This is a genomic window from Streptomyces sp. NPDC034084 (assembly GCF_055575535.1).
Genome location: NZ_JBVISK010000002.1, coordinates 479,018 through 502,426, shown reverse-complemented (window position 1 = coordinate 502,426; position 23,409 = coordinate 479,018). Strand labels below are relative to the sequence as shown.

General features: G+C 70.5%; 18 protein-coding genes. 7 read left to right on the top strand and 11 right to left on the bottom strand.

What is annotated here, in order from left to right:
• The first annotated feature begins 124 nt into the window (after window positions 1-124).
• The 6 genes from ACZ51I_RS07650 (at window position 125) to ACZ51I_RS07625 (ending at window position 7,715) form a co-directional block, all read left to right on the top strand.
• A complete protein-coding gene (locus ACZ51I_RS07650) occupies window positions 125-754 on the top strand; it encodes an MFS transporter (protein WP_468872340.1) in 630 nt (209 codons plus the stop codon).
• A gap of 46 nt (window positions 755-800) precedes the next feature.
• Window positions 801-2,513, top strand: coding sequence for an aldehyde dehydrogenase family protein (locus tag ACZ51I_RS07645; RefSeq protein WP_468872338.1), 1,713 nt, complete (start codon window positions 801-803; stop codon window positions 2,511-2,513).
• A gap of 47 nt (window positions 2,514-2,560) precedes the next feature.
• Window positions 2,561-4,174 (top strand): long-chain-fatty-acid--CoA ligase, encoded by a 1,614-nt coding sequence (locus ACZ51I_RS07640; protein ID WP_468872334.1) that lies wholly within the window; start codon window positions 2,561-2,563, stop codon window positions 4,172-4,174.
• Between the two features lie 209 nt (window positions 4,175-4,383).
• The gene (locus ACZ51I_RS07635; protein WP_468872333.1) at window positions 4,384-5,736 is read left to right on the top strand and encodes a hypothetical protein; all 1,353 of its coding nucleotides are present in this window, start codon (window positions 4,384-4,386) and stop codon (window positions 5,734-5,736) included.
• Window positions 5,733-6,305 (top strand): potassium channel family protein, encoded by a 573-nt coding sequence (locus tag ACZ51I_RS07630; RefSeq protein ID WP_468872330.1) that lies wholly within the window; start codon window positions 5,733-5,735, stop codon window positions 6,303-6,305. Before ACZ51I_RS07635 ends, ACZ51I_RS07630 begins: the two co-directional genes overlap by 4 nt.
• A gap of 30 nt (window positions 6,306-6,335) precedes the next feature.
• Window positions 6,336-7,715: a chloride channel protein gene (locus ACZ51I_RS07625; RefSeq protein WP_468872328.1), complete on the top strand. Its 1,380-nt coding sequence runs from the start codon at window positions 6,336-6,338 to the stop codon at window positions 7,713-7,715.
• 19 nt (window positions 7,716-7,734) lie between these two features.
• Here ACZ51I_RS07625 and ACZ51I_RS07620 read toward each other — a convergent pair whose 3' ends face one another.
• From ACZ51I_RS07620 to ACZ51I_RS07605, 4 genes are all read right to left on the bottom strand, one after another.
• The gene (locus ACZ51I_RS07620; protein WP_468872326.1) at window positions 7,735-8,037 is read right to left on the bottom strand and encodes an SHOCT domain-containing protein; all 303 of its coding nucleotides are present in this window, start codon (window positions 8,035-8,037) and stop codon (window positions 7,735-7,737) included.
• A gap of 34 nt (window positions 8,038-8,071) precedes the next feature.
• Window positions 8,072-8,524, bottom strand: coding sequence for a DUF6325 family protein (locus tag ACZ51I_RS07615; RefSeq protein ID WP_468872324.1), 453 nt, complete (start codon window positions 8,522-8,524; stop codon window positions 8,072-8,074).
• Window positions 8,525-8,695: 171 nt separating this feature from the next.
• Window positions 8,696-9,688: a winged helix-turn-helix transcriptional regulator gene (locus ACZ51I_RS07610; RefSeq protein ID WP_468872322.1), complete on the bottom strand. Its 993-nt coding sequence runs from the start codon at window positions 9,686-9,688 to the stop codon at window positions 8,696-8,698.
• A 137-nt stretch (window positions 9,689-9,825) separates the two neighbouring features.
• Window positions 9,826-13,560 carry a S8 family serine peptidase gene (locus ACZ51I_RS07605; protein ID WP_468872319.1) on the bottom strand — a complete coding sequence of 1,245 codons (3,735 nt, stop codon included), beginning with the start codon at window positions 13,558-13,560 and terminating at the stop codon, window positions 9,826-9,828.
• A gap of 417 nt (window positions 13,561-13,977) precedes the next feature.
• Between ACZ51I_RS07605 and ACZ51I_RS07600 the strand changes: the two genes are divergently transcribed.
• Window positions 13,978-14,313, top strand: a complete 336-nt coding sequence (locus ACZ51I_RS07600; RefSeq protein WP_468872317.1) for a hypothetical protein — start codon at window positions 13,978-13,980, stop codon at window positions 14,311-14,313.
• Window positions 14,314-14,413: 100 nt separating this feature from the next.
• Here ACZ51I_RS07600 and ACZ51I_RS07595 read toward each other — a convergent pair whose 3' ends face one another.
• The 7 genes from ACZ51I_RS07595 to ACZ51I_RS07565 all read right to left on the bottom strand — a co-directional run bounded on the left by ACZ51I_RS07595 (window position 14,414) and on the right by ACZ51I_RS07565 (window position 23,292).
• Complete coding sequence (locus ACZ51I_RS07595) at window positions 14,414-15,595, bottom strand: HTTM domain-containing protein (RefSeq protein ID WP_468872316.1); 1,182 nt, start codon at window positions 15,593-15,595, stop codon at window positions 14,414-14,416.
• The gene (locus ACZ51I_RS07590) at window positions 15,585-16,307 is read right to left on the bottom strand and encodes a DUF5819 family protein (protein WP_468872314.1); all 723 of its coding nucleotides are present in this window, start codon (window positions 16,305-16,307) and stop codon (window positions 15,585-15,587) included. Before ACZ51I_RS07590 ends, ACZ51I_RS07595 begins: the two co-directional genes overlap by 11 nt.
• Before the next feature lie 134 nt (window positions 16,308-16,441).
• On the bottom strand, window positions 16,442-17,764 hold the full coding sequence (locus ACZ51I_RS07585) for an ice-binding family protein (protein ID WP_468872311.1): 1,323 nt from the start codon (window positions 17,762-17,764) through the stop codon (window positions 16,442-16,444).
• A gap of 381 nt (window positions 17,765-18,145) precedes the next feature.
• Window positions 18,146-19,000 carry a helix-turn-helix domain-containing protein gene (locus ACZ51I_RS07580; RefSeq protein WP_468872309.1) on the bottom strand — a complete coding sequence of 285 codons (855 nt, stop codon included), beginning with the start codon at window positions 18,998-19,000 and terminating at the stop codon, window positions 18,146-18,148.
• Window positions 19,001-19,220: 220 nt separating this feature from the next.
• The gene (locus ACZ51I_RS07575; RefSeq protein ID WP_468872307.1) at window positions 19,221-20,117 is read right to left on the bottom strand and encodes an AraC family transcriptional regulator; all 897 of its coding nucleotides are present in this window, start codon (window positions 20,115-20,117) and stop codon (window positions 19,221-19,223) included.
• A 119-nt stretch (window positions 20,118-20,236) separates the two neighbouring features.
• Window positions 20,237-20,776 (bottom strand): YbhB/YbcL family Raf kinase inhibitor-like protein, encoded by a 540-nt coding sequence (locus ACZ51I_RS07570; protein WP_468872305.1) that lies wholly within the window; start codon window positions 20,774-20,776, stop codon window positions 20,237-20,239.
• Window positions 20,777-20,922: 146 nt separating this feature from the next.
• Window positions 20,923-23,292 (bottom strand): ATP-binding SpoIIE family protein phosphatase, encoded by a 2,370-nt coding sequence (locus tag ACZ51I_RS07565; protein WP_468872303.1) that lies wholly within the window; start codon window positions 23,290-23,292, stop codon window positions 20,923-20,925.
• Between the last annotated feature and the right edge of the window lie 117 nt (window positions 23,293-23,409).

Below are 23,409 nucleotides of genomic sequence, written 5' to 3'. Positions count from 1 at the left end.
TTTGTGACTAAGAACAGGGGGTGGCGTTTTCCTGTAGAATCTTTTCTCGTCGTGGAATTTGTCTGGTCCTTGCTTGGCCGCCTCCGCGGCGGGGACCCCCCCCCCGGGGCCGGCCCCTCGGAGGATGCCGTACCGGCGGATCCTCGCGACCCGCACCTGGATCGGGGCCACGGCCGCCTACTTCGGCACCTACTGGGTCATCGCCTTCACCCTCGTCTGGCTTCCCTCCTACCTTCAGGACGCGCTCGGCTACTCCTCGGCCGGATCCACCCGGCTGCTGATGCTCGTCTGGGGACTCGGCGGCGTGGTGGTGCTCGGACAGGCAGGCCTGACGGGCTGGCTGCTCCGCCGCGGGACCGCGAGTCGGTGGGCGCGCGGCGGCGTCGGCGGTGCTCTGCTGCTCATCGGCGCCGTGGCGTGCCTCGCCCTGCCACTGGCCCCCGCCGGCGCCGTGACGGCCGTACTCCTGGTGGCGGGCTTCGGGCTGGCCGGAGCGATGAGCAGCGTCGCGGTCACCATCGTCACGGAACTCGCTCCGGCCGACCGCCGCGGCGGTGCTCTGGGCACCATGAACGCCGTGGTGACCACGGCGGGTCTCATCGCCCCGACGCTGATCGGGCGCCTTGTGGACACCCAGGGAACGGCCGGTTACCAGTACGCGGTCGTCATCACCGGTGGCGTGCTCCTGCTGAGCGGAACCGCCGCCCTCGCTCTGATCGACCCGGACCGCGATGCCCGGCTGCTGACCGCGTGACCGCCCCCTCCCGACCTTCCGAGCCCCGCTCGAGCTTCCCCAAGGAATGACGTTGCACACCGACGCCCTCGACGCATCTCTCCTCGACCGCACCGTGGCCGACGTACGCGCCCATGCCGCGTCCTGGTCCGCCACCCCGCTCTCCGCACGCATCGAACTCCTGGAGCGGCTGCGACAGCGTGTCGGCTCCTCCGCCGCCGAAGTGGCGGAGGCCGGTGCCCGCGCGAAGGGGTACCGACCGGACTCCCCCTGGGCGGCCGAGGACTGGATCGGCGGCCCCTGGGCCATCGCGCAGAACGTGGCCGCGTTGCTGCACGTCCTGCGGCGGATCGCCGCAGGCAAGGACCCTGTCGACGGCACGGCCGTCCGCGAGGAGAACGGGCGCACCCACGTGGACGTCTTCCCGGCCACCGGCTGGGACAGGCTGCTGTTCAACGGCTTCAGGGCCCGGGTGTGGATGCGTCACGGCGTCAGCGCCGAGCAGGCGCGGGCGTGCGCCGCGGGCGAATACCGGGGCAGGCAGGGAGATCCGGCCGTGGCCCTGGTGCTCGGCGCCGGAAACGTCGCCGCCATCACCGCGCTCGACATCCTGCACAAGCTCTACGTCGAGGGCCAGGTCGTCATCGCGAAGATGAACCCGGTCAACGCCTACCTGCGCCCCCATTTCGACCTCCTCTTCGCGGAGTTCATCGAGCGGGGCTGGCTGCGCTTCGTCGACGGCGGCGCGGAGGAGGGCGGATACCTCTCCCGTCACCACGGCATCGACACTCTTCACGTCACCGGCAGCGACCGGACCCACGACGCCATCGTCTGGGGCACCGACGAAGGCGCCGAACAACGCCGCCGCGAAGACCTCCCGCTGATCGCCAAGCCCTTCAGCAGCGAACTGGGCGGCGTCAGCCCCTGCATCGTGGCGCCCGGACCGTGGAGCGCCGCCGACTTCCGCTTCCAGGCCGAGCACATCGTCACGAGCAAGCTGAACAACTCCGGCCACAACTGCATCGCCACCCAGATCCTGCTCCTGCCCCGTGACTGGGAGGGCACCGACCGTCTCCTCGACGAGATCCGTCGCCTCCTCCGGGAGCTGCCCGCGCGGGCCGACTACTACCCGGGCGCCGGCGACCGTCTCGCCTCCGTACGAGCGGCCCACCCGGAAGCGGAGGCCCACGGCGACGGCTGCCGACTCCTCGTGCCGGACGTCACCGACCACGACGACGTGCTGATCACCGACGAGGTCTTCGGCAGCGCCCTGGGCGTCGTACGCCTGCCCGGCTCGACTCCGGCCGCATTCCTGCGGCACGCCGTCGACTTCGCCAACGAGATCCTGCCGGGCACCCTCGGCGCGACCCTGATCGTCCACCCGAAGACCGAGAAAGCCTGCGGGGACGCCGTACGCACCGCCATCGCCGACCTCCGCTACGGCACCCTGGGAGTCAACTGCTGGTCCGGGGTCGGATTCCTGCTCGGCTTCACACCCTGGGGGGCCTTTCCCGGCCACACTCGCCGGGACATCGGCAGCGGCGTCGGCTTCGTGCACAACGCGTTCATGCTCGAGGACATCGAGAAGACCGTGCTCCGCGCACCCTTCGCACCCGCTCCGCGCGGACTGGTCACGGGCGCCCGGTCCCTGTCACCGCGTCCTCCGTACTTCGTCACCCACCGCACCGCACCGGCCACGGTGCGACACCTGACCCGCTTCACCGCCGCACCGAGCCTGGCCAGGCTCCCCGCTCTCCTCGCGTCCGCGGTGCGCGGCTGACCCACCGCCCGCCCGCCGCCCCGACCGACACACCTCACGGAGACCTCATGCTCAACCTCGCCTGCGTACTGGAGAACAACGCCCGCGCCGTGCCCGACCGCACCGCCCTCGTCCTGGGCGTCCAGCGACTCACCTACGCGGAGCTGGACGCGGCCGCCGGCCGGGTGGCGAACCTCCTCCGCTCGCGCGGGATCGAGCCGGGCGACAAGGTCGCGCTGTCCTGCCCGAACCTGCCCTGGTTCCCGATCGTCTACTACGGCATCCTCAAGGCCGGCGCGGTGGTCGTCCCGCTCAACGTGCTGCTCAAGGGCCGCGAGATCGCCTACCATCTGGCCGACTCCCAGGCCAAGGCGTACTTCTGCTTCGAGGGCGGCGCCGAGCTCCCGCTCGGGCAGGAGGGCTGGTCCGGCTTCGGCGAGACGCCGGGCTGTGAGCACTTCTTCGTCATGACGGCCACCGCCTCCGGGGATTCCCCGATCGAAGGAGCCGAGACTCTGACGGCGGCGCTGGTCGGTCAGAGCGAGCACTTCGAGACCGTGGCCACGGAGCCCGGTGACACCGCCGTCATCCTCTACACGTCCGGCACGACAGGCCGGCCCAAGGGCGCCGAACTCTCCCACTCCAACGTGGTGCTCAACGTACTCACCTGCCACAAGTTGTTCGGCGAGGTCGAGCGCGACGTGCACCTGATCGCGCTGCCGCTGTTCCACTCCTTCGGCCAGGTCGTACAGCTGAACGCGGGTCTCGCGTCGGGCGCGACCCTCGTGCTGCTGCCACGCTTCGACGCCCGGGCGGCCCTCGCCCTCATGCAGCGCCACGCCGTCACCTTCTTCGCCGGCGTCCCCACCATGTTCTGGGCCCTCCTCGAAGCGGACGCCTCCGACGTGGACCTCCCTCAAGTCGCCAAGAACCTGCGCGTGGCGGGCTCCGGAGGATCCGCCCTCCCGGTGGAGATCCACCGTCGCTTCGCCGAGCGGTTCGGGGTCACGATCCTGGAGGGGTACGGTCTCTCGGAGACCAGTCCCGCCGCCACCTTCTCGCCGCGAGGAGAACCGGTGCGGCCCGGCTCCATCGGACGCCCCGTCTGGGGCGTGGAGGTGGATCTCGTGGGTGAGGACTGGTCGCCGATGCGGGATCCCGACGCTGTCGGGGAGATCGCCGTCCGCGGGCACAACGTGATGAAGGGCTACTACAACCGGCCCGACGCGACCGCCGAGGTGATGCGCGACGGATGGTTCCGCACCGGCGATCTGGCGCGCCGCGACGCCGACGGATGGTTCTACATCGTCGACCGCGCCAAGGACATGATCATCCGCGGTGGCTTCAATGTGTATCCGCGGGAGGTCGAGGAGATCCTGCTCTCGCATCCCGACGTCAGCATGGCGGCCGTGATCGGCCTGCCGGACGAGCGTCATGGTGAGGAGATCAAGGCCTGTGTCGTACGCGCACCGGGCGCAAAGGTCTCCGGAGAGGAGCTGATCACCTGGTGCAAGGAGCGGATGGCGGGCTACAAGTACCCCCGTCTGGTGGAGTTCTTCGACGTCCTGCCCATGAACGCCACCGGCAAGATCGTCAAGCGTGAGCTCCGGGAGGCGGGTATGGCGGACACCGGCCCCGTCATCGCGGCGGAACGGGCCGCGGACCTGGTGCGGGCCACCTGAAGCAGAGGCCGTGATTCATCCGAACGGCCGAAACCGGCCGTGCGGCTGACGGCGGGTGTGCTTCGGTGGCTGGGCGAGAGTGGCGGCATGGAAGGGCGCCGTGCGGCACGGCTCCGGTCGCGGGACCTGGAAGAAGCGCCTTTGCTGGACTGGCGGCGGGTGTTCCGCCGCTCGCGGCCACCCGCGGAGTGCTCTCGCAGGAGATCCGTATGGAACCCCAGCCCGGCCCGCCGGATCCTTCACCTCGCACCCCGTCACCCGAGGGGCGGCGGAGCGAGTTGGCGGAGCTGCGGCACCGGGTCGCGGAGCTGGAGGGTGGCCGGAGCACGCGTCGGCATCGCGGGCGGTCGATGCTGTCCGCCGTGCTGGTGGTCCTGGCCGCGGTGCTCTCCGTGCTGTCGGTCGTCGCGGTGTGGGCCGACAGCATCGTGGAGGACACCGACAGGTATGTCGACACCGTCGCGCCGCTGGCCGCGAACCCGGCCGTGCAGACGGCGGTGACCCGTCGCGCCACGACGGTGATCCTTGAGCAGATCGATGTGAAGGCTCTGGTGGGGGATCTCTCCGCGGCAGTACGGCAGGAAGGCGCCCCTCCCGCCGCCGCCAAACTGGTCGGCGAGCTCAGCGGCCCCATCGAGAAGGGCCTCGAAGAGCTGGTGAGCAGCACGGTCCACCGGGTGGTGTCGAGCTCCGCCTTCGAGACGCTGTGGACCGACGCCAACCGTGCCGCGCACCGTTCCCTGGACAAGGCGCTCACCGGCAAGGGCGGTGGCGTCGTCACCCTCAAGGGCGATCAGGTGGCCATCGACGTCGGCCCCGTCGTGGCACGGGCCAAGGAGGAGCTGGTCAAGTCCGGCTTCTCCCGAGCCGCGAGCATCCCGGAGGTGCACAGCGACTTCGTGGTGTTCTCCTCCGCGGAACTCGCCAAGGTCAGGACGTACACCCGCATCCTGCAGATCGTCGGTTCGTGGCTTCCGGTGGTCACCCTGCTGATCGCCGCGGCGGCGGTTCTCCTGGCGGTCCACCGCCGGCGCGTCCTGGTGGCGACGGCGCTCGCGGTGACCTTCGGGATGCTCGTACTCGGTGTGAGCCTGACCGTCTTCCGCGGCATCTACCTGGATCGCCTGCCGCCCGAGGCGTCGCAGGACGCCGCGGCCGCCGTGTTCGACGCGCTCGTCAGGTTCCTGCGGGCCACCGTCCGTGTCGTGGCCGCCGTCGCCCTGGTGACCGCCTGCGCCGCCTTCCTGACCGGGCCCGCGCGTGCCGCGGTCGCGACACGGCGCGCGTGTTCCAGTGGCATCGCGTCCATGCGTGGCGTCGCCGGTTCGGCGGGTCTGCGGCTCGGCTCGGTGGGCCGCTTCGTGCATCGCCACAAACGGTGGATCGGCGGCCTCATCCTGCTCATCGCCCTGATCGTTCTCGTCACCTGGTCGTATCCGAGCACAGCGGTCGTCCTGTGGATCGCGGCCGCGGTGCTGGCCGCCTTCGCCGTTCGCGAGTTCCTCGACGACGCCGACGCGGCCGACCGGCAGGGCGCCGGAAAGGAATCCACAGCCCCATGAACACACCGCAGGGGGGTGACCCGGGACGGGGGCTGCGCCCGCACCACATCCGCCTGCTCCTGCCCTTTCTGCGTTCCACGGCCGTGGTCGCGGCGACCACCGTCGCGTACTACCTGCTTCCCCTCAGCCGCGATCTCGATCAGTACACCGCCACGGTGCTCGTCCTGGGTCTGTTGGGAATCGGCGCACTGCTCGCCCTGCAAGCGGTCAGCATCATCCGTTCGTCTCATCCCCGGTTGCGCGCCGTCGAGGCGCTGACCACCGCCGTCCCTCTCTTCCTGCTGCTGTTCTCGGCCACCTATTTCCTGTACGCGCGAGAACACGGAGCGCACTCCTTCTCCGAACCCCTCAGCCGGACCGACTCCCTGTACTTCACCGTGACCGTCTTCGCCACCGTCGGCTTCGGTGACATCGTGCCCGTATCGCAGACGGCCCGGGTGCTGACCACCATCCAGATGGTGGCCGACCTCATCCTGGTGGGCCTGATCGCGAAGGTCATGGTCGGTGCGGTACGGCTCGGACTGGAACGACGCCGCTCCTCCCCAGGACCGGACCAGCGTGAACCGTGACATCCCCGGCCCGGAAGGACTGAATCCGTCATGACGCCGCCGAAAGCCCGCCCGGCTCCCGAGCAGAGCTCAGGGGAATCCGCGGAAGCGGACCGATTGCGCGATCTGCTGCGCACGCCCGCGTACCGCAAGGTCCTGATCTTCAGCGCTCTGATCGGTATCCCGATCTCCTTGGCGGCCTTCTGGTTCCTGGTCGGTCTGCACGAGCTGGAGCATGTGCTGTGGGCGGACCTGCCGGAGACACTCGGCTGGGACACGCCGCCGGCCTGGTGGCCGCTGCCCCTCCTCGCCGTCGCCGGCGTCGTCGTGGGGCTGGTGGTGACCCACCTGCCCGGCGCGGGCGGTCACGTTCCGGCGTACGGCCTGCACGCGGGAGGTCCCTCGGCCGCCGCCCTGCCCGGAGTGGTCATCGCCGCGGTCGCGAGCCTGCCGCTCGGTGCCGCCCTCGGCCCGGAGGCGCCCCTGATCGCGCTCGGCGGCGGCCTGGCTCTGCTCTTCCGTCGCCTCGTCCGCGCTCCCGCCACCCCGCAGAGCACCGCACTGCTGGGCGCGGCCGGCGCGGCGGCAGGCATCGCCGCCATCTTCGGCAACCCGCTCATCGCCGCGGTCCTGCTGATCGAGGTGGCGGGCGTGGGCGGTCCACAGCTGTTCGTCGTCATGCTTCCCGCTCTGCTGTCGAGCGGCGTGGGTGCGGTGGTGTTCACCGGCTTCGGGCGCTGGACGGGCCTCGAGACCGGCAGTCTGTCCGTCCACTTCCCCACGGCACCCCCGCGCCTGGACACCGGCGACGTGGGGTGGTCGCTCCTGCTGGCGGTAGGCATCGGTGCGCTGGTCCACCTGGTGATCACCGGTGGTCGGCGGGCCGCCGCCTTCGTGGCGGACTCCCCGTTCGTCCGGACGGTGCTCTGCGCGGTCGCCGCCGGAGGCTGCGCCGCCCTCTACGCGGTCATCACCAGTCGCAACCCGGTCGAGGTCGCCTCGTCCGGCCAGGCCACGCTCACCGCACTCGCCGCCGACCCGCACGCCTGGAGCGTGGGCGCACTCCTGGCCGTCCTGCTGTTCAAGGCAGCCGCCTACGCCCTGTGCCTGGGCAGCCTCCGCGGCGGACTCGTCTTCCCCGTACTCTTCCTGGGCGCGGCGGCGGGAGTGCTGCTCGCGCCACTGCCCGGACTCGGGGTGATCCCCGGTGCCGCCGCCGGCATGGCCGCTGCAGCGGCAGCCGCTCTGCGGCTTCCGGTGAGCAGCGTGGCCCTCGTGGTCCTGGTGCTCGGGAACTCCGAGACGATCCCCGTGGTGATCCTGGCCGCCGTGACGGCCTTCATCACCGCCGAGCTGCTTCCGACGGGTCCGTCGGCCACGCCCCGCCGCCGGCGCGGAAAGGCTGCCGGTGACGGGAGCGTGCGGGCCTGACCGGGACGAACGGTCCCGGTCAGGATGCGAGGATGCGACTCTTCTGGGCCGCGAACTCGGCCTCGGAGAGCACCCCTTGCTCCTTGAGGTCGGCGAGCTCCTTCAGCTGCGAGATCTTGGTGTCCATCGACGCTGCCGGTTCGGGTGATTCGGGCGCGGGCGCCGGAGCGCCGTAGGCCTGCTGCGGTGGCGCCGCGGCGGTCTGTTCGTAGTCCTGCTGCGCCCAACGACCGGCCTGACGGCGCGAGACCCGGTTGGAGACGGCGGTGGCGGTACCGGAGATGACGGCGGTGCGGGCGATCCCGCGGAGTAGACCAGGCATGACAGATGTCCTTGTCGTCGGGCGTGCTCGCGCGTCAGGCGGCGGGTCGGTTCTCGGCGGCCTCCAGGGAGGCCAGGAGGTCCTCGACCGGGATCCTCCCGTTGGCCACCATCCGTGCCCCGCTGCGACGCAGGGCGGCGGCCAGCGGTGCGGCCCAGACGTTCTCGTAGACGATGACGCCCGCGGAGTTGCCGGGTTCGAGAACGGCCGCGGCCTCCTGGAGGTCGTCCTCGCCCAGCAGGCCCGAGGAGGCGCCCTCGAACACCGCGAGGTCGAGTTCCCCGTCCCCGTCCATGTCGGTGAGCGTGAGCGCTCTGACCGAACCGTCCTCGTCCTTCCGTACGAAGGACAGGTCCAGAACGCGGATGACGCGCCGCTCGACGAGTTCGAGCAGCAGGGGCAGCCCTTCGCCGGTCATGCGATTACCCGGGAACTCGAGAACCAGGTAATCGACAGGTCCCATCTCGGAGAGTTCGTCGACGCTCATACCGACTCCTCGTCTGGCGGGTCTCCGCCTCCGCCGCTGCGGCCCCGGCCCCGTCCGGGCTCATTGCCACCTTCCATTCCAACACCGCGGCACCTCGCACGCACTCCCGGGGCTGCGGCCACGCCGTGGGGGCGGCCCCGCGCCACGGAGTCGGCGGCGGCCCGGCCCCGTTCAGTCCGGTGCCGTCCAGCCGTTCCGGACCGCGTAGGCGCCGAGTTGCATCCGGGTCCGGACGCCGGCCATGTCCATGAGGTGGCGCAGGCGCCGGTGCAGAGTACGCGGTGACAGGCCGAGCTGCGCCGCGGCCGACAGGTCCGTCAGACCGGCCAGGAGCAGCGCGAGGATCCTTCGGTCGAGATCGCTCGGGCCCGTCGCGCCCAACTCGACGGTAGGTTCGGCCTCGCCGCCGCCGCCCGACAGCGCAAGGGGCTGGGCCGCGTTCCACACCGTCTCGAACAGCGCGTCCAGGGCGTCCAGCAGGCCGCTGCGGTGCAGGAGCGCGGCGCCGGGCTCTCCGGCCGCCGTGACCGCGAGCGGGACGAGGCCGAGGTCGGTGTCGGCCAGCACGAGCTTCATCGGCAGCTGGTCGGCGACGCGTAGTTCCACGCCCCTGCGCAGTGAATCGATCGCGTCGTCGATGATGCCCGGCTCCTCCAGCACCGCCCGGTCCAGAACCGCCCGGAAGTGCACGCCGCGACCGATGGCCACCGGTTCGGCGGTGTTCTCGTCGGGGGGCAGGGCGACGAACGGTGCGGTGATGAATGCCCGGACCTGGGTGCGGGCCGCCTGCTGCACCTGCAGGAAGCGGTGGCGGATGGCATCGACGCCCGTGACGACCTCGATCAGATCGCTGATGCTGCCGCCGGTCATCGCCGCCCGGTGTTCCTCGGCCAAGGTCACCAGTGCCTGCTCGGCACGGCGCAGACCGTCCCGGCGCTGGCTGATGAGAGCGCCGAGCGCCATGGCGGGCGGCGCGGCGGTGAATCGCTCCTCGGCCGCTCTGGTCGCCAGCCCCCACTCGGTCAGCCGGGACAACGCCTTGTCGACGTGGGTCGGCGACAGGGACAACAGCTCGGCGAGAAGAACCGCGGTGGAGTTCGGCCGTCCGAGCAGTGCCCGGTAGACACGCTCGTCGTCGGGTTCGAGGCCCAGGACATCCAGCATCGACGATCGACTCTCTTCCGCTTGCCGCAGCGGGGAGAGTATGCGCCATGGTGGCAGACCTTGAATAGTCCCTGCTGGGAGCAGGTGTGCGGGGAAGGGCCCCGGAGAGTCGCCTCGCCGGGGCCCGACATTCCGGTTCATCGCAGGCCGTACGCCCGGATGATCTCGTTCCTGACGCTGTAGCCGCTGTCCGTCCCGGCGCTCGCGCGCAGCGACAGGAAGCCGCCGGACTTCTTGGCCGTCCTGAACGAACCCGCCCAGGAGCCCCCCGCGCCCTTGGTCAGGGTCACCTTCTGCCAGGTGGCGCCCTCGTCGTACGAGACCTCCAGCGTCACCGTTCCGACGGAGCCCGGCACCGCGTCGAGGTTCATGGACACCGGCTTGAGGACGATCTGCTGCATCGTGTTGGCCTTGACGTCCCCGTGCAGGTCCGACTCCAGCTCGTAGTCCAGGTTCAGCACCGAGAACGGTTCGAAGGAGTCCGAGTCGACGGTGTCCGACATGAACGTCCACTCGGTGTGCGTGCGCGTCGACAGCCGGAAGACGTCACCGGGCCGCTCCACGTCGAGGACCGCACGGTAGGGCAGGTTGCCCGCCGGCACCTCCACCCACTGCATGTCGCCGCTGACAGGGTTGTCGTGGATCAGCGTGTCACCCTGGAAGACCCGCAGGTGGGACGGCGTCGCACCCCACGGCAGGTAGCCGCCGAGCCGCATGGTGTCGCTGGCGGAGGCCCACGCCTGCACGTTCCAGGTCATGTAGTTCTGCCAACGGGAGTTGTACACACCGAAGGACTCGCTCTGGCCGGGCCGGGTCGCCGGGGCGAACCAGTCCAGCCGTGTCGTGCTGCCCTTGGCGTACGTGTTGTCACCCGACACGACCGTCCACGGGAGGGGGCCGTCGACGCCCTGCGCGTGGAACTCCCTCCAGACCTGACCAGGGGTCACCCACTCGGTGCGGGTTCCGGGGTGCCACTCGCGCTCGGGCAGGTTGAACGACGGGCTGAGGGTGAAGTCGGAGCGGTAGCCCTCGGCCGAGCGGCCGCCCGCGGCCGCGTAGTAGCGGGCGTCGATCCGGGCGAGGTCCTGGTGCGTCGGCCGGTAGACCAGGGCGCGGTCCGGCACCCGGCCGGGGTAGTCACGGGTCAGGTCATAGACGTACGGCGTGTACTCGCTCTGCTTCACGGTCAGCTTGCCGGTGCCCGCCTTGGCCATCGCCACCAGGGCTCTGCCCGCGTCGCGGTGCACGGAGGCGACCGGGATGGCCGACTCGCCGACGTACTCCACCAGGGATCCGACCCCGTCGTTGACCACGACGAGCGCCTTCGCCCCGGCCGCGACCGCGGCCTCGGTGCGCTCCTGCGGGGAGACCTCGTCGCTCCGCTCGACGACGACGAGCTTGCCCTTGGCGCTGACGTTCTCGTACGCGGCCGCCGCACCGTCGCCGGCGTGGACGACCCCCAGGGTGTCCACTCCGGTGCCCACGGTGCTGCCCGCCTGCACCTGTGTCTCGAACCGCAGCCGGCCGCCCGGCGTGCTCACGTCGAACTGCGGCTCGCCCTTGCGCCAGCGGGTCGTCAGAATGAATTCGCCCTGCTTCATGGGCTCCGTCGGCGCGACGTAGACGTCGTCGTACGACGGGGGCAGCACATAGGCGCTGCGGTAGTCCATGAACGGGTCGATGCCGTCGTAGTGGACGTTGAAGTCGACCTTGCGTTGCCGGTCCTCGGTGAGTCGGGGCGCCTCGGTCTGCAGGAGGCGTGCCCTGCTCGCGTCCAGCACCACGTCGACCGGGCCGTCCTTGAGCACCGTCTCGGGATCGACCAGCACGGCGAGACCTGAGCGGTCCGCCTTCTCACCGGAGACATCGAGGTACCCCGCGACGGTGTAGAGGCCGGGTGCCATGCGCATGGTCGTCGAGCCGTCCACGTAGACCGACCACGGCCACGGGTCACCGGCGAGGTTGATCCCGACCCAGCCCGCGGCGGGCTCGCCGTCCCTGCCGACCAGTTTGATGTTCAGGTCGTAGCGCTCCTCCTCCTTGAGCAGCGCGAAGGACGTCCGGGTCACGGGCTTCCCGGTCGCCGCGTCGGTGGCCGTCACGAACCCGACGTGCCGGCCCGCCGAGGCGGTCCGGGGGTCACCGGTCACCGGGACGGTGGCGGAGCCGCCCGCCGGGACGGTCACCGCGGCGGCTCCCAGGGAGAACGGGCCGGCGTCACCGGTCAGCGCCAGGTCCAGCGTGATCGCGGCGGCACCGGTGTTGGTGAAGGTCAGGTTCTTCGTGACGGCGACGTCGCCCGGCTCGTGCGGCCACGTGTAGTTGCCGAAGAAGAGCGATCCGGTGGCGCGAACCGTAGTGCGCACGGCGGCGGCCACATCGAGACGGCCGGTGCCGACCTCGTACGGCGAGTACACGTCGTCCAAACCCTTGGCGGTGCTCGTCAGGTGCTCCTTGAGCTGCGCGCCGGTCCAGTCGGGGTGCTGCTGGGCCAGGATCGCCGCGCCGCCGACCACGTGCGGGGTGGCCATCGACGTGCCGCTGAGGGTGCGGTAGAGACCCTCACCGCCGCCGGTCATCTCCTGCGACCGGGCCGCGGTGATGTCCACACCCGGCGCCGCGATGTCCGGCTTCATGCCGCCGGAGTAGGCCAGGGGGCCGGTGCTGGAGAACGACGCGAGGCGGTCCTCCTTGTCCGTGGCGGCCACGGTCAGCGCCGAAGCGGCGGCGCCCGGGGCCGAGATGCTCTCCGGCCCCGCGTTGCCGGCGGCTATGACGAACAGCGTGCCGTACCGCGCGGACAGCGCGTCGACCGTCTGCGACATCGGGTCGCTGCCGTCCGTCGGGTAGGAGTCGCCGAGGCTCATGTTGACGACGTCCGCGCCGGACTCGGCGGCCCACTGCATGCCGGCCATGACCCAGGAGTCCTGGCCGGACCCCTCCGCGCCACCGAGCACCTTGCCGACGAAGAGGTCGGCGTCGGGGGCGACGCCCTTGAGCTCGCCCCCGGAGGCCGCACCCGAACCGACGATGGTGCCGACGACGTGCGTGCCGTGCCCGTTGACATCGGTGACGGCCTCACCCGGCACGAAGCTCGCCGTGCCGTCGATCAGGCCCGTGAGGTCAGGGTGGTTGACGTCGACTCCGGTGTCGAGCACCGCGACCTTGACGCCCTTGCCGGTGTAGCCGGCCGCCCAGCCCTCGGGCGCGCCGATCAGCGGCACGCTCTCCTTCAGGCTGGCCTTCACACGGCCGTCGAGCCACAGCTTCGCGACGCCCGCGCCCAGCGACGGGCTGCCCTGCGGCGCGACGGTGGTCCAGAAGGTGCGGGCCTGCCGCTTCTCGGTGCTGAGCGCGGCACCGCGGATGCTCTTGAACTCGCGGGTCAGTCTGCTGCCCCGGGGGGCCGTCGGCTCGACCGCCGAGCGGGACTTGGGCGGGGCGTACGTCGCGATCAGTGGTACCGCGGCCGTCTTCGCGTCGTCGTAGCCCATCTCGATCAGGTCGGTGACGTTGAACAACCGCCGGTCCAGCTTGTCCGTGCCCAGCAGCGGCGCCGCCTCGTCCGGGATGACGAACAGGTCGCCCTTGATCTCCTGGAGTTTCACGCCGCCGACGGCGCCGTCGGGCCGGTCGACGTCGGCGATCTGCGTGCCGTCGGCCGCCGTGGTGACGGTGACGACATCGCCGGTGACCAGGGTGACCTTGTGGGTCGCCGAAGGCTTGGCGGGGATGGTGGGCTTGTTCGGTGCGGCTTGTGCGGGAGCTTGCAGGACCGCGAGGCCCGAAGCCAGCAGGGGCACGGCGGTGACGGCCGAAAGCAGCCGCCAGCGCCCGCGCCGAAAGGCCGAGGCCTGAGAAGGGGAGGACATGGCATGGGTCTATCGACTGGTGACCGCCGCCGTGAAGGTCTGACGACGGCAAGTCCTCGCCATGGCAAAGACTTGTCAGTCCCAATCCGCCCGAAGCCGCGCAAGCTCGCCTGGCACGCGGCCTGCGTCGGCGCCTGTGCGGTCACGGACTCGATGGGGCCCCGGCCGGGCCGTCCGACGCCCGACGTCCTGTTCGGGTTCGGCGGGTGGCCCGGTCGCCGCCCGGTGGGCGGACACCGCCCTCGGCACGGCGGCGACTGCGGCGCGGCGGAGCTCCCGTAGGGACGGGAAGTACAGGGCGGCCTTCACCAGAGCGGCTGTCTGAGTACGTGCCCCCCGGAGATGAGCAGTCACGCTCATGCCCGGGCAGTGCCCCGGACCCGACGATGGGGGTCCCATGACGCGAAGGAGTCGACCATGAAGCCCCACAGGTCCGCGACGGTCCACCGCCCCGGCCGCCCGGGACCGCCCCGCCGGGGGACCGGCGTCGCCGTGGTGGCGGGGGTGCTCTGGTCAGTCGCGCTCGTGTTGCTCGGGGGGCTGGGGTTCCTGGCGCTGTGGGCGGAGGCCGACAGGGGGCCGACCCGGGGAATCCCGCGCAGCTGGGTGCTGATCTGCCTCGCCACCGCCGCCGTACCGATCGGTCTGTTCTGCACGCCCGTCGTCCGACGCCTCTCCGTACCGGCCCGCGCGCTCGTCACCGGTCTCGCGATCTGCTCGATCGCGATCGGCCTCGTGGTCTGGGCGGCTTGAGGCCCTGGTGGGTGAGCAGGGGGGCATCCGCCGGGCTCGCTGCCGGCGCGGTCGTCTCGGCCAGGTGGGGACGGCTCCCGTCGCGTCGACTGAACTGCCCCTACCCGCCGCCCCGAACGACCCGGCCCTGCGGGGCGGGTACCTCTGGTCTTCCCTGGGCGGGTACGGAGCCTGATCGCGTTGTCCGGCCGGTTGCCGTCCGCCGCCTTCCGGTGCGCTGGGCGGCACGCCGCCACAGCCGGGGGAGGAAGGCGTAGAAGCGGTCGGGGAGGAATACGGCGTCCGCGATGATCATCGCGCCGGAGAAGAGCGGCAGCCCCATGAGTACGGCGATGCCGAGGTGCATTCCGAGCAGCACGGCCAGAACGGGATACTTGAGCCGGCCGAAGAGCACGAACGGGAAGGCGACCTGGACGAGCACCGTGACGTACCCGGCGATCGCGATCACCATCGGGAACTCGTCCACGAGGTGGGAGAGCCCGGGCCAGGGCTGGAACAGTTCGAGGTTCAGCGCGTAGTGCAGAGCGGTGCCGCCGCCCCACGTGGAACCCTGGACCTTGTACAGACCCGCGGACCCGTAGAGGAAGCAGACCTGTGCGGCGATGACGAAGACGCCGCAGTTGTGCACCACGGTGGTCAAGGTGACGCGGGCGTCGCGGAGTTGCTGCGCGGAGAAGCCCCGCACCGGCTCCGGTACGTCGCCTTCACTAGCCGACTTGAGGCGGGCGCGGCGCGCGTCCAGGGACCAGCGCCGACCGCACGCGGTGAGGACGAGGTACATGGCCATCAGCAGGACCAGGTTGTCGCCCCCGTCCGTCATGAAGATCGCTCGCGCGTGGAACGAGATCACCACGAGGGCGAAGAGCACGGACATGGCACGGGTCCGCCAGCCCAGAATGAACAGGACGCACGTGACGACGGCCATGGCATAGCAGAACTCGAAGTAGGCAGGGCTGTCCGACAGGACCAGGACGCTGTTCCAGCCCGTCTGCTCGAAGAGCTGTTCCGCCAGCGCGGGAGTCCAGGGGGAGCCGGGTCCCCAGATCTCGCCACGGTGCGGGAACTCGCGGAGCAGGAAGGCCAGATAGAGAAGCCCGTAGCCGATGCGCAGCACCGAGGCGGCGTACAGGGACACCGGCCGACCGGTGAGGAGGGCCCACAGAGAGCGGACTTGAGCGAGGAGCCGCTGACGGGCGGCCGCGACGAGTGAAGTCCCCCGATTCGAGGGGTGTTGTGGCGCGGCGTCCGCGGGGGACCGGCGGGGGGCCTGCTCATTTCCCATGGGGGGTCACCTTCCACCAGGGCAGGAGCCGGTTCTCGGTGGGCACCGGCGGGGGGCTCCCGGCGGCGGTGCCGGGAGCAGCGATGGGCGTCGTGACGACTCGAAGTTGAATGAAGTCGAACGTGTCACCGCCGTGGCGGGCGGCGAAGCGGTCCGCGGCGATATTGCGCAGGTACTTCTGCATCATCACGGCCCGTTCCGAGCGTGAAGTGTCGATTCCTCCGTGGGTCTCGACATAGGAGCTCCAGGCCCGGCGCAGAAGGTTCTGAGACGTATGGCTCGGAAATACGTTGTGGTCGACCGCGGCATTGTCCACGGCGGCCAGGTCGAACCAGGGGCTCACCCGTACCGATCCGTCGGGGGCCGTTTGGGCAGTTCTCGCCAGGACCTGTCGGTTGAAGGAATCGGGGTCCGGCGCGAAGAGTCGCCAATTCTGCTCGAAGAGGGGGTACACCCACCCGTTGACCTGGGGGCCGTACCGCTTCGACACAGGGTTGGAGGGGGCTACGTGAAGGAAAACCATGGCGACATGGACGAGGGTGGTCACCAGACACAGGACCACGGCCGCGCTCAGTCCCGCTCTGAGTGTTCGGGCCTTCAAGGGCCGCCTGTCCGGCGGTGTCGCTCTGTCGTGATCCGGTGACAAGGAGGCCGGATCGGAACCGGATTGCTGAAGTTCCTTCACGGCCGCTGATTCGATTCCGTTCGACACCGCCCACCCTGTCCTTCGCGTATGCGTTGCTGGCGCCTGAGTCTCTGTGCGTCTCACCGAGGGCGCACGACGGAGTCGCTGGGGATTCCGCCGTGCGCCGTCATTCGATGAACGGCCTAGAGGCAGCCTGCTGGTCAGCCCTTGTGGCCCGCGGGCTTGTCGGCGTAGCCGTAGTTCTCGTCGGTCTGGTCGCCGTGGTCGCCGTGGTCGCCGTGGTCCGGCTTACCAGGCCCCTCGCCGTGCCCGTGCTCCGGGCCGCCATGCTCCGGGCCGCCGTGGTCGGGCCCGCCATGCTCGGGCCCGCCCTGCTCGGGCCCGCCGTGGTCGGGCCCACCCTGCTCCGGCCCGCCGTGGTCGGGCTTGCCGCCGTTCCCGCCGGTGATGGAGCCGGCGGTCGTGTTCCCGGCGGTGTTGCCCGACGTGTGACCACCAGTGGTGTTCCCGGCGGTGTTGCCCGCCGTGTTTCCGGAGGTGTTGCCAGCGACGTTCCCCGAGGTGCCGCCACCCACCAGGCTGACGCTGGGCCCCCCGATGAGGGTGCCGCCGATCAGCCCCAGAGTCGTTCCCGTCGTCGCGCCGGTGGTCGGTCCCGTCGTCGTTCCGGTGGTGGTGCCCGTCGTCGTCCCGGTGGTTGCACCGGTGGTCGTTCCGGTGGTTGCACCGGTCGTCGTCCCGGTGGTCGTTCCGGTCGTCGTCCCACCGGTGGCGCAACCGCCGAGGAAGATCCTGTTGTTGTTGAGCGTCACCGCGCCGTTACGGGCCAGCGCCCGGCCCTCGATGCTCGCCCCCTGGTTCACGAAGATCGAGGTCAGAGCCATGATCGTGCCCACGAAGGTGGAGGTGGTGCCGAGGGTCGCCGAACTCCCGATCTGCCAGTAGACGTTGCACGGGGAAGCACCGTTCGTGAGCAGAATCCTGCTGCCGGGCGCCGTCGTCAGGGCTTCAGGGATCTGGAACACCCAGACCGCGTTGGGGTTCCCTCCGGCGTTCAGGACCAGGTCACCCGTGAGGCCGACACCGGATGTGGCCCTGTGGACGCCGGGAAGCAACTCCATGCCCCCGCCGATTCCTGCGGCGAGCGGGAAGTCCGGTGCCTGTCCCGTGAGTTGGCCGGCCGCGTTGTTGTACGCCACGATCAGGTCGCTCTTGGCCTGGGCGGCCGCCGCGTCCGCGGGGTGCACTGCGCCGAGTACCAGGCCGGGCGGGAAGCCGGTGATGGCCGGGTTCGGGTGCGTTCCGAGGTCGTGGTCGAGCACCGAGTTGCCGGTGTTGGTGACCCCCTGCCCTGCCAGAACGGAGTAGCTGGCGGTCGTGCCCAGAGGTACGGGAGTCGCGATGGCGAGCGCCTGCGTCGGCGTCACGGCGACCATGACGGAGGCGACTGTCGCGGCGAGGGTCGAGGCCAGACCGCCGGACAGAAGGCGGCGCTGAGTCTTTTGAGGGATGTGCAGCTTCATCAAGAGGCCATTTTCTGTGGAGGGCCATGGCGCACACCGGGCGTAGCGATCGCCCGGGGTGCCCTTTAGCTGTGGCCGCATATTACGCGGGAAAGTTTCCGCATCCACGGTAGGCGAAAATGGGGAGAGGGATGGATGTAAGAACATTCGACGCCACTGGGCGGAATGAAAATATGAAATCTCATGCCGCCGATTATTCTGGGCATCGCCGGATGAGTGAAATTCGGCCAGCTCACACGAAGCGGCATCGCACGCTTGTTCATGAAGCCGGACCCGGTGTGAACAGTGATGTACGCCGACCGGGTCAATTCAAGAACGCCGGATTATGGGCGTGGCGCGCGGGACGAAAGGCGCACGGAGGCACAGGGCCCGCGGCGGGCCTCAGGACGCGTAGCGCTTGATGGCCTCGGTGATGAGGTGCCGGCTCTGGTCCGGGCCGAGGGTCAGGGACCGCAGCCGCGTGTGCGTCAGGCCGTACTGCTGTACGTCGGACGTCTTCGTCAGGCAGAGGCCGGTGGTGAACCTCTCCAGGTACACCACCGCCTCTCGGGTGTCGGAGAACTCCAGGATGGAGAACTGTCCTGGCAGCCCTGGGTGAGCGCCCGCACTGTGGGGGAGCACCTCGATGGTGATGTGCGGCTCGGTGCTGAGCGCGTGCAGGTGCTCCAGTTGCTCGCGCATGATCTCCCTGCTGCCGACGACACGCCGCAGGGCCGATTCGTCCAGGACGACCCACAGACGCAACCGGCGGGCGGGGTCGTAGATCCGGTACTGACGGCGAAGCCGGACCTTCAGTCGCGCGGCGGCCTGGTCCGCCGTGATGAGGGGGATCGTTTCCTCGATGACCGTGGCGGCGTAGGCGGGGGTCTGCAGCAGGCCGGGGATCACCATGGACTCGTAGGCACGGATGGAGGCGGCGACCGCCTCCAGGTCGAGGTAGACGCTGTGGGGGATGTCGCCGTAGAAGTGCCACCAGCCCCGCCGGCTCGCTTCCCTGGCCAGCGTCGTCAGGGAGTCGACGGCACGCTGGTCGGTGACGCCGTAGAGCGTGCAGAGGTCGCGCACATCGCGGGCGCTGACGGCACGGCGGCCGGTCTCCATGTGACTGACCTTGGCCTGGGAGATCAGCAGTCGCGCCGCGACCTGCGTGCCGGTCATGCCGCTGTTCTCACGGAGCCGGCGCAGCTCCGCTCCCAGTCGTCGTCCCGTGACGGTGGGGTTGTTGTTCGCCGCCATGGGCGGTGTACCTCCGGCTCCAAGCCACTGCGTGTCCGAGCAGACTGGCATGGAGCACCGGTTGTCGATCACACGCCGTGCCGCCGTTGTCGTGCGTCGGAAAAAAGGATTGTGACGGCGTAATGTGCCCGGCGCCGCCCCCCGCCTACGGACCAGCGCTCCACGCGCCAGGCGACCGCCGACGGCGCGCCTGCGGAGGGCAGATCCGAGCGGTGTGCGCCTACGGCACGGCGGCGGCCGCAGGGTCGACGCTACCGCGCAGGCGTGCCGCGTCGATGCTCGGAGGCAGACCGAACTGACGCTTGTACTCCCGGCTGAACTGCGACGGGCTGTCGTACCCCACCCGGTAACCGACGCCGGTCACATCGTGGGGGCGGTTCGCCAGCAGCAGCCGCGCCGCCTGCAACCGGATCTGCTTCTGGAACTGGATCGGGCTCATCGCCGTCACCGACTGGAAGTGCCGGTGGAACGCGGAGACGCTCATCCCCGAGGACCGCGCCAGGTCCTCGACCCGGAAGGCCTCGGCGTAGTTGTCCCGAATCCAGTCGATCGCCCGGGTGATGTGGTTCAGGCTGCTGTCCGCGAGCCCCAGTTGACGGACCGCCTCACCCTGCTCCCCTGTCACCAGCTGCCACAGGATCTCCCGCTTGACCAAGGGGACGAGCACCCTGCGGTCACGCGGCCGGTCCAGCAGACGCAGCAGGCGGACGATCGCGTCGAGCAGCTCCGCCGGGGCCTCGCTGATCATGATCCCCGTCCTGGGCGAGCCCGTCGACCGCGGCAGGTCACCGGGCCCAGCCTGCAGCATCAACTCCGCGATGACAGTGGGATCCAGCGTCATCCCGAAACCGAGTTCCGGCCCGCCTGGGGCGACGCGTCCGGTCACCGGCAGATCGGCCGACGTGACCAGGTACTGACCTACGCCGTACTCGTACACCCGGTCGCCGAGCGCGAGCCGCTTGCGGCCCTGCGCGATGACCGCCAACATCACGCCGGACATCGAGTACTCCGGCTCAGCGCCCGGCTCCGCCCGGCAGATCCGGACACCGTCGATGGCCGTGGTCAGGTCAGGCCGCGCATGCCGCTCCAGCAGGTCGCGAAGCTCGTCGAGGGACATGCCCCCATCTCACCACGGACCAGCCTCACTCTCCCGCTGATGAGAGGAACGTGCAAGGAGACGCGAAGATCGTGCGCGTGGCCGTGCCCCTCGCCGCCCCCTTCTCCTCGTCAGGGGAACTACTCCCCGGCCTCCTCGTATGTGGCGATCAGGTGGCCGCGGGCGAGGGCGTGGAAGCGGAGATGGAATCCGACGAGAGCCGGCGCCGCGTCCGCATCCGGTCCCAGCTTCTCCTGGTCCACGGCGTACACCGTGAACACGTAGCGGTGCGGGCCGTCCCCCTCCGGCGGCGCGGCCCCGCCGAAGTCCCTGCTGCCGTAGTCGTTCCTGGCCTGTACGGCACCTGCCGGCAGCCCCGTGAAGTCCCCGCTTCCCGCGCCGGACGGCAGCTCGGTGACATCCGCCGGAATGTCGAAGACCGTCCAGTGCCAGAACCCGCTGCCGGTCGGCGCGTCCGGGTCGTAGCAGGTGACCGCGTAGCCACGGGTACCCTCCGGACCGGCCGACCAGCTCAGCTGCGGCGAGGAGTTCCCCTTCGCGTACACATGCGCGTCCGGCAGGGTCCCACCGTTCGTCAGATCCACGCTGCTGACCGACAGCTCGGGCACCGGCGGATGGAAATCATGCGGCAGCGGACGTCGCTTCGTCGGGTGACTCATCTCTGATTCCGTTCCATGCTCTCGATGACATCGCCCGAACGGGCGCGCTCCTCATCTGAACACGATTCACGCATCGGCAAAGAGTCAGCGGGACGATCGTGCAAGGATCCGCGATCTTTGTGAGCGTGCTTCCCCGGATACCCGTATCAGCTCTCGCGTCCTTGTTCCGTCCAGATCGTCTTACCGCGCTCCGTGTAGCGACTGCCCCAACGGGTGGTCAGCTGTGCGACGAGGAAGAGGCCCCGGCCGCCCTCGTCGGTGAAGCGCGCGCGGCGCAGCCGAGGCTGGGTGCTGCTCGGGTCGGACACCTCGCACACGAGGACGCGGTCACGGATCAGGCGCAGGGTCACCGGACCTCCGGCATACCGGATGGCGTTGGTGACCAGCTCGCTCACGATCAACTCCGTGCTGAACAGCAGCTCGTCCAGCCCCCACGCCTCCAGCTGGGCGTTGGCATGGGCGCGAGCGTCGTGGACGGCGGCAGGATCCGCCGGGTACTCCCAGCTCGCCGTGGAGTCCTCGGCCACGGCGTGGGTGCGGGCGAGCAGGACCGTGATGTCGTCGGACGGGTGCTCCACGTGCGGCGTCCTGGCGAGGAGCGCACTGCCCAGGGACTCCAGGGAGCCTTCGACGGGGGCCAGCTCGGCCAGAACGGTCTTCAGCTGCTCGGACCCGTGGCCGGCGTCCCGCCCGAGCAGACCATCCGTGTAGAACACCAGGGTGCTCCCCGGCGGCAGCGTCACGGTCAGGACCTCGAAGGGGTTGTCACCCACGCCGAGAAGCGGGCCCGGCGTGACGGGGATGAAGCCGACGTCACCCTCGGGCGTCACCAGAGCGGGCGGCGGATGACCGGCGGAGGCCATCTGACACGTACGACTGACCGGGTCGTACACGGCGAAGAGGCAGGAGCCGCCCACGCTGTCCGGATCGGCCGCCTCCCACTGCATCCGCCGTACGAGGTCGTCGAGCCGGGTCAGCAACTCGTCCGGGGGCAGGTCCAGGTCGGCGAGCGTCTGGACGGCCGTCCGCAGGCGCGCCATGGTGGCGGCCGCCTCCAGACCGTGCCCCACGACGTCACCGACGACCAGCCCCACCCTCAGCGAGGACAGGTCGAACGCGTCGAACCAGTCGCCCCCGACGCTGATCGCCCCGCCCGCGGGCAGGTACACGCCGGCCGTGTCGGCCGCGGTGCTGCTCGTCGCCGCCGGGGGAAGCAGGCTGCGCTGGAGGACCACGGCCGTCTGGTGCTCCCGGGCGGAGCGGAAGGCGTTGTCGATGGCCGTCGAGGTGCGGGCGCACAGGTCGTGCATCAGCTTGATGTCGGTCTCGTCGAAGGGCGTGGGAGTACGGGCGCGGTAGACCGCGGCGTACCCGAAGAACCGGCCGCCCCGGTAGAGGGGACAGCCCAGGGAGCTGTGCATGCCCTCCGGCAGGAATCTGCGGATCAACTCCGGGTCGTCGCCCAGGATCCGCCGGCTGAGCTCCGCGTCGGCGACGAGCACGCCGCCGACGTACTTGGCGGCGATCTCCGGGCTCTCGACGACGCGGGGGAGGGCCTCGCCCACCTGGATCAGCTGTGCCGGCCAGCCACCGCCCGCCGCCCTCACCGCCACGCGGCGCGGGGCGGACGCCTCCTGCCCGTGATATCCGGGCGCCGGGGCGCGGCCCTGCAGGACGTCGTCGGGAAAGTCGACGACCGCGTAGTCACCCAGCGCCGGCACGAGCACCGCGGTGAGGTCCTGCGCCACCTGGACCACGTCGAGCGACTCGCCGGTCTCGAAGGCCCGACGGTACGTGTCGGAGAGGCGCGCCGGGGCCGGTTCCAGGATCCTGGCCGCCTCGACCATGACGCCCACCGGCATGCCGAGGGCGTCTTCGATCCGGTAGCACGAGAGGGACAGGGCCACGCCCGCGCCCTTCGGGCCGAGTTCGTAGACGCGCGCGGTGAGGGGCGTACCCGTGGTCGCGACCTGCTCGAACGCCGCTCGCGCCGGCCCGCCCCCGTCCCGCGAGGTGAGCCGGCACAGCCAGTCGTCCCCGCCGCCCTCCGGGCGGAGTGCCTCCAGGGCCGCGTTCGTCCGTACGAGTCGCAGCGCCATGTCGAACTGGGCGACGCCGATGCCGTCCTGGGCGAGGAGCGCCCGCGCCACGTCCCTGTCCTGCTCCCCGCCGCCCGGCCCGCCGGGTGGAAGGGCCAGTACCAGGCGTTCCGCCGCACCGTCCGCCTCCGCGACGAGCAGGTCAGCCTCGACGACGTGCCCCGCCCGGTGCCGCAGGCGGGTCCGGCGCAGGAGCGGCCGGTCGCCGGTACACACCGGCTCGGCGGGCTCGACCAGGATCAGGGAGGCCCGCTCGCCGGCCATCTCCTCGGCGGTCCAACCGAGCAGCCGCCGTGCGGCCCGGGACCACCAGGTGATGCGGCCGCGCTCGTCGAGCATCGCGGTCGCGACGTTCTCCAGAGGGGCCCCTTCCCGAAGGGGGGCGCCGGGGTGCTCCGTGTTGTCGCTCCGTCCCACGAGGACCCCTCGCCGTCATGAGGATGCACGTACTCCTGCCAGCATGCGCCCGGCCTTCCGGCGCGGCACGTCGGCGGACCCCGCCCGAGAAGCCAAGCCTGGTCCACGCCGAGGCAC

Coding starts and splice junctions, on each gene's coding strand:
- ACZ51I_RS07650 (WP_468872340.1), top strand. CDS start 125: ATGCCGTACCGGCGGATCCTCGCGACCCGCACCTGGATCGGGGCCACG.
- ACZ51I_RS07645 (WP_468872338.1), top strand. CDS start 801: ATGACGTTGCACACCGACGCCCTCGACGCATCTCTCCTCGACCGCACC.
- ACZ51I_RS07640 (WP_468872334.1), top strand. CDS start 2,561: ATGCTCAACCTCGCCTGCGTACTGGAGAACAACGCCCGCGCCGTGCCC.
- ACZ51I_RS07635 (WP_468872333.1), top strand. CDS start 4,384: ATGGAACCCCAGCCCGGCCCGCCGGATCCTTCACCTCGCACCCCGTCA.
- ACZ51I_RS07630 (WP_468872330.1), top strand. CDS start 5,733: ATGAACACACCGCAGGGGGGTGACCCGGGACGGGGGCTGCGCCCGCAC.
- ACZ51I_RS07625 (WP_468872328.1), top strand. CDS start 6,336: ATGACGCCGCCGAAAGCCCGCCCGGCTCCCGAGCAGAGCTCAGGGGAA.
- ACZ51I_RS07620 (WP_468872326.1), bottom strand. CDS start 8,037: ATGCCTGGTCTACTCCGCGGGATCGCCCGCACCGCCGTCATCTCCGGT.
- ACZ51I_RS07615 (WP_468872324.1), bottom strand. CDS start 8,524: ATGAGCGTCGACGAACTCTCCGAGATGGGACCTGTCGATTACCTGGTT.
- ACZ51I_RS07610 (WP_468872322.1), bottom strand. CDS start 9,688: ATGCTGGATGTCCTGGGCCTCGAACCCGACGACGAGCGTGTCTACCGG.
- ACZ51I_RS07605 (WP_468872319.1), bottom strand. CDS start 13,560: ATGTCCTCCCCTTCTCAGGCCTCGGCCTTTCGGCGCGGGCGCTGGCGG.
- ACZ51I_RS07600 (WP_468872317.1), top strand. CDS start 13,978: ATGAAGCCCCACAGGTCCGCGACGGTCCACCGCCCCGGCCGCCCGGGA.
- ACZ51I_RS07595 (WP_468872316.1), bottom strand. CDS start 15,595: ATGGGAAATGAGCAGGCCCCCCGCCGGTCCCCCGCGGACGCCGCGCCA.
- ACZ51I_RS07585 (WP_468872311.1), bottom strand. CDS start 17,764: ATGAAGCTGCACATCCCTCAAAAGACTCAGCGCCGCCTTCTGTCCGGC.
- ACZ51I_RS07580 (WP_468872309.1), bottom strand. CDS start 19,000: ATGGCGGCGAACAACAACCCCACCGTCACGGGACGACGACTGGGAGCG.
- ACZ51I_RS07575 (WP_468872307.1), bottom strand. CDS start 20,117: ATGTCCCTCGACGAGCTTCGCGACCTGCTGGAGCGGCATGCGCGGCCT.
- ACZ51I_RS07570 (WP_468872305.1), bottom strand. CDS start 20,776: ATGAGTCACCCGACGAAGCGACGTCCGCTGCCGCATGATTTCCATCCG.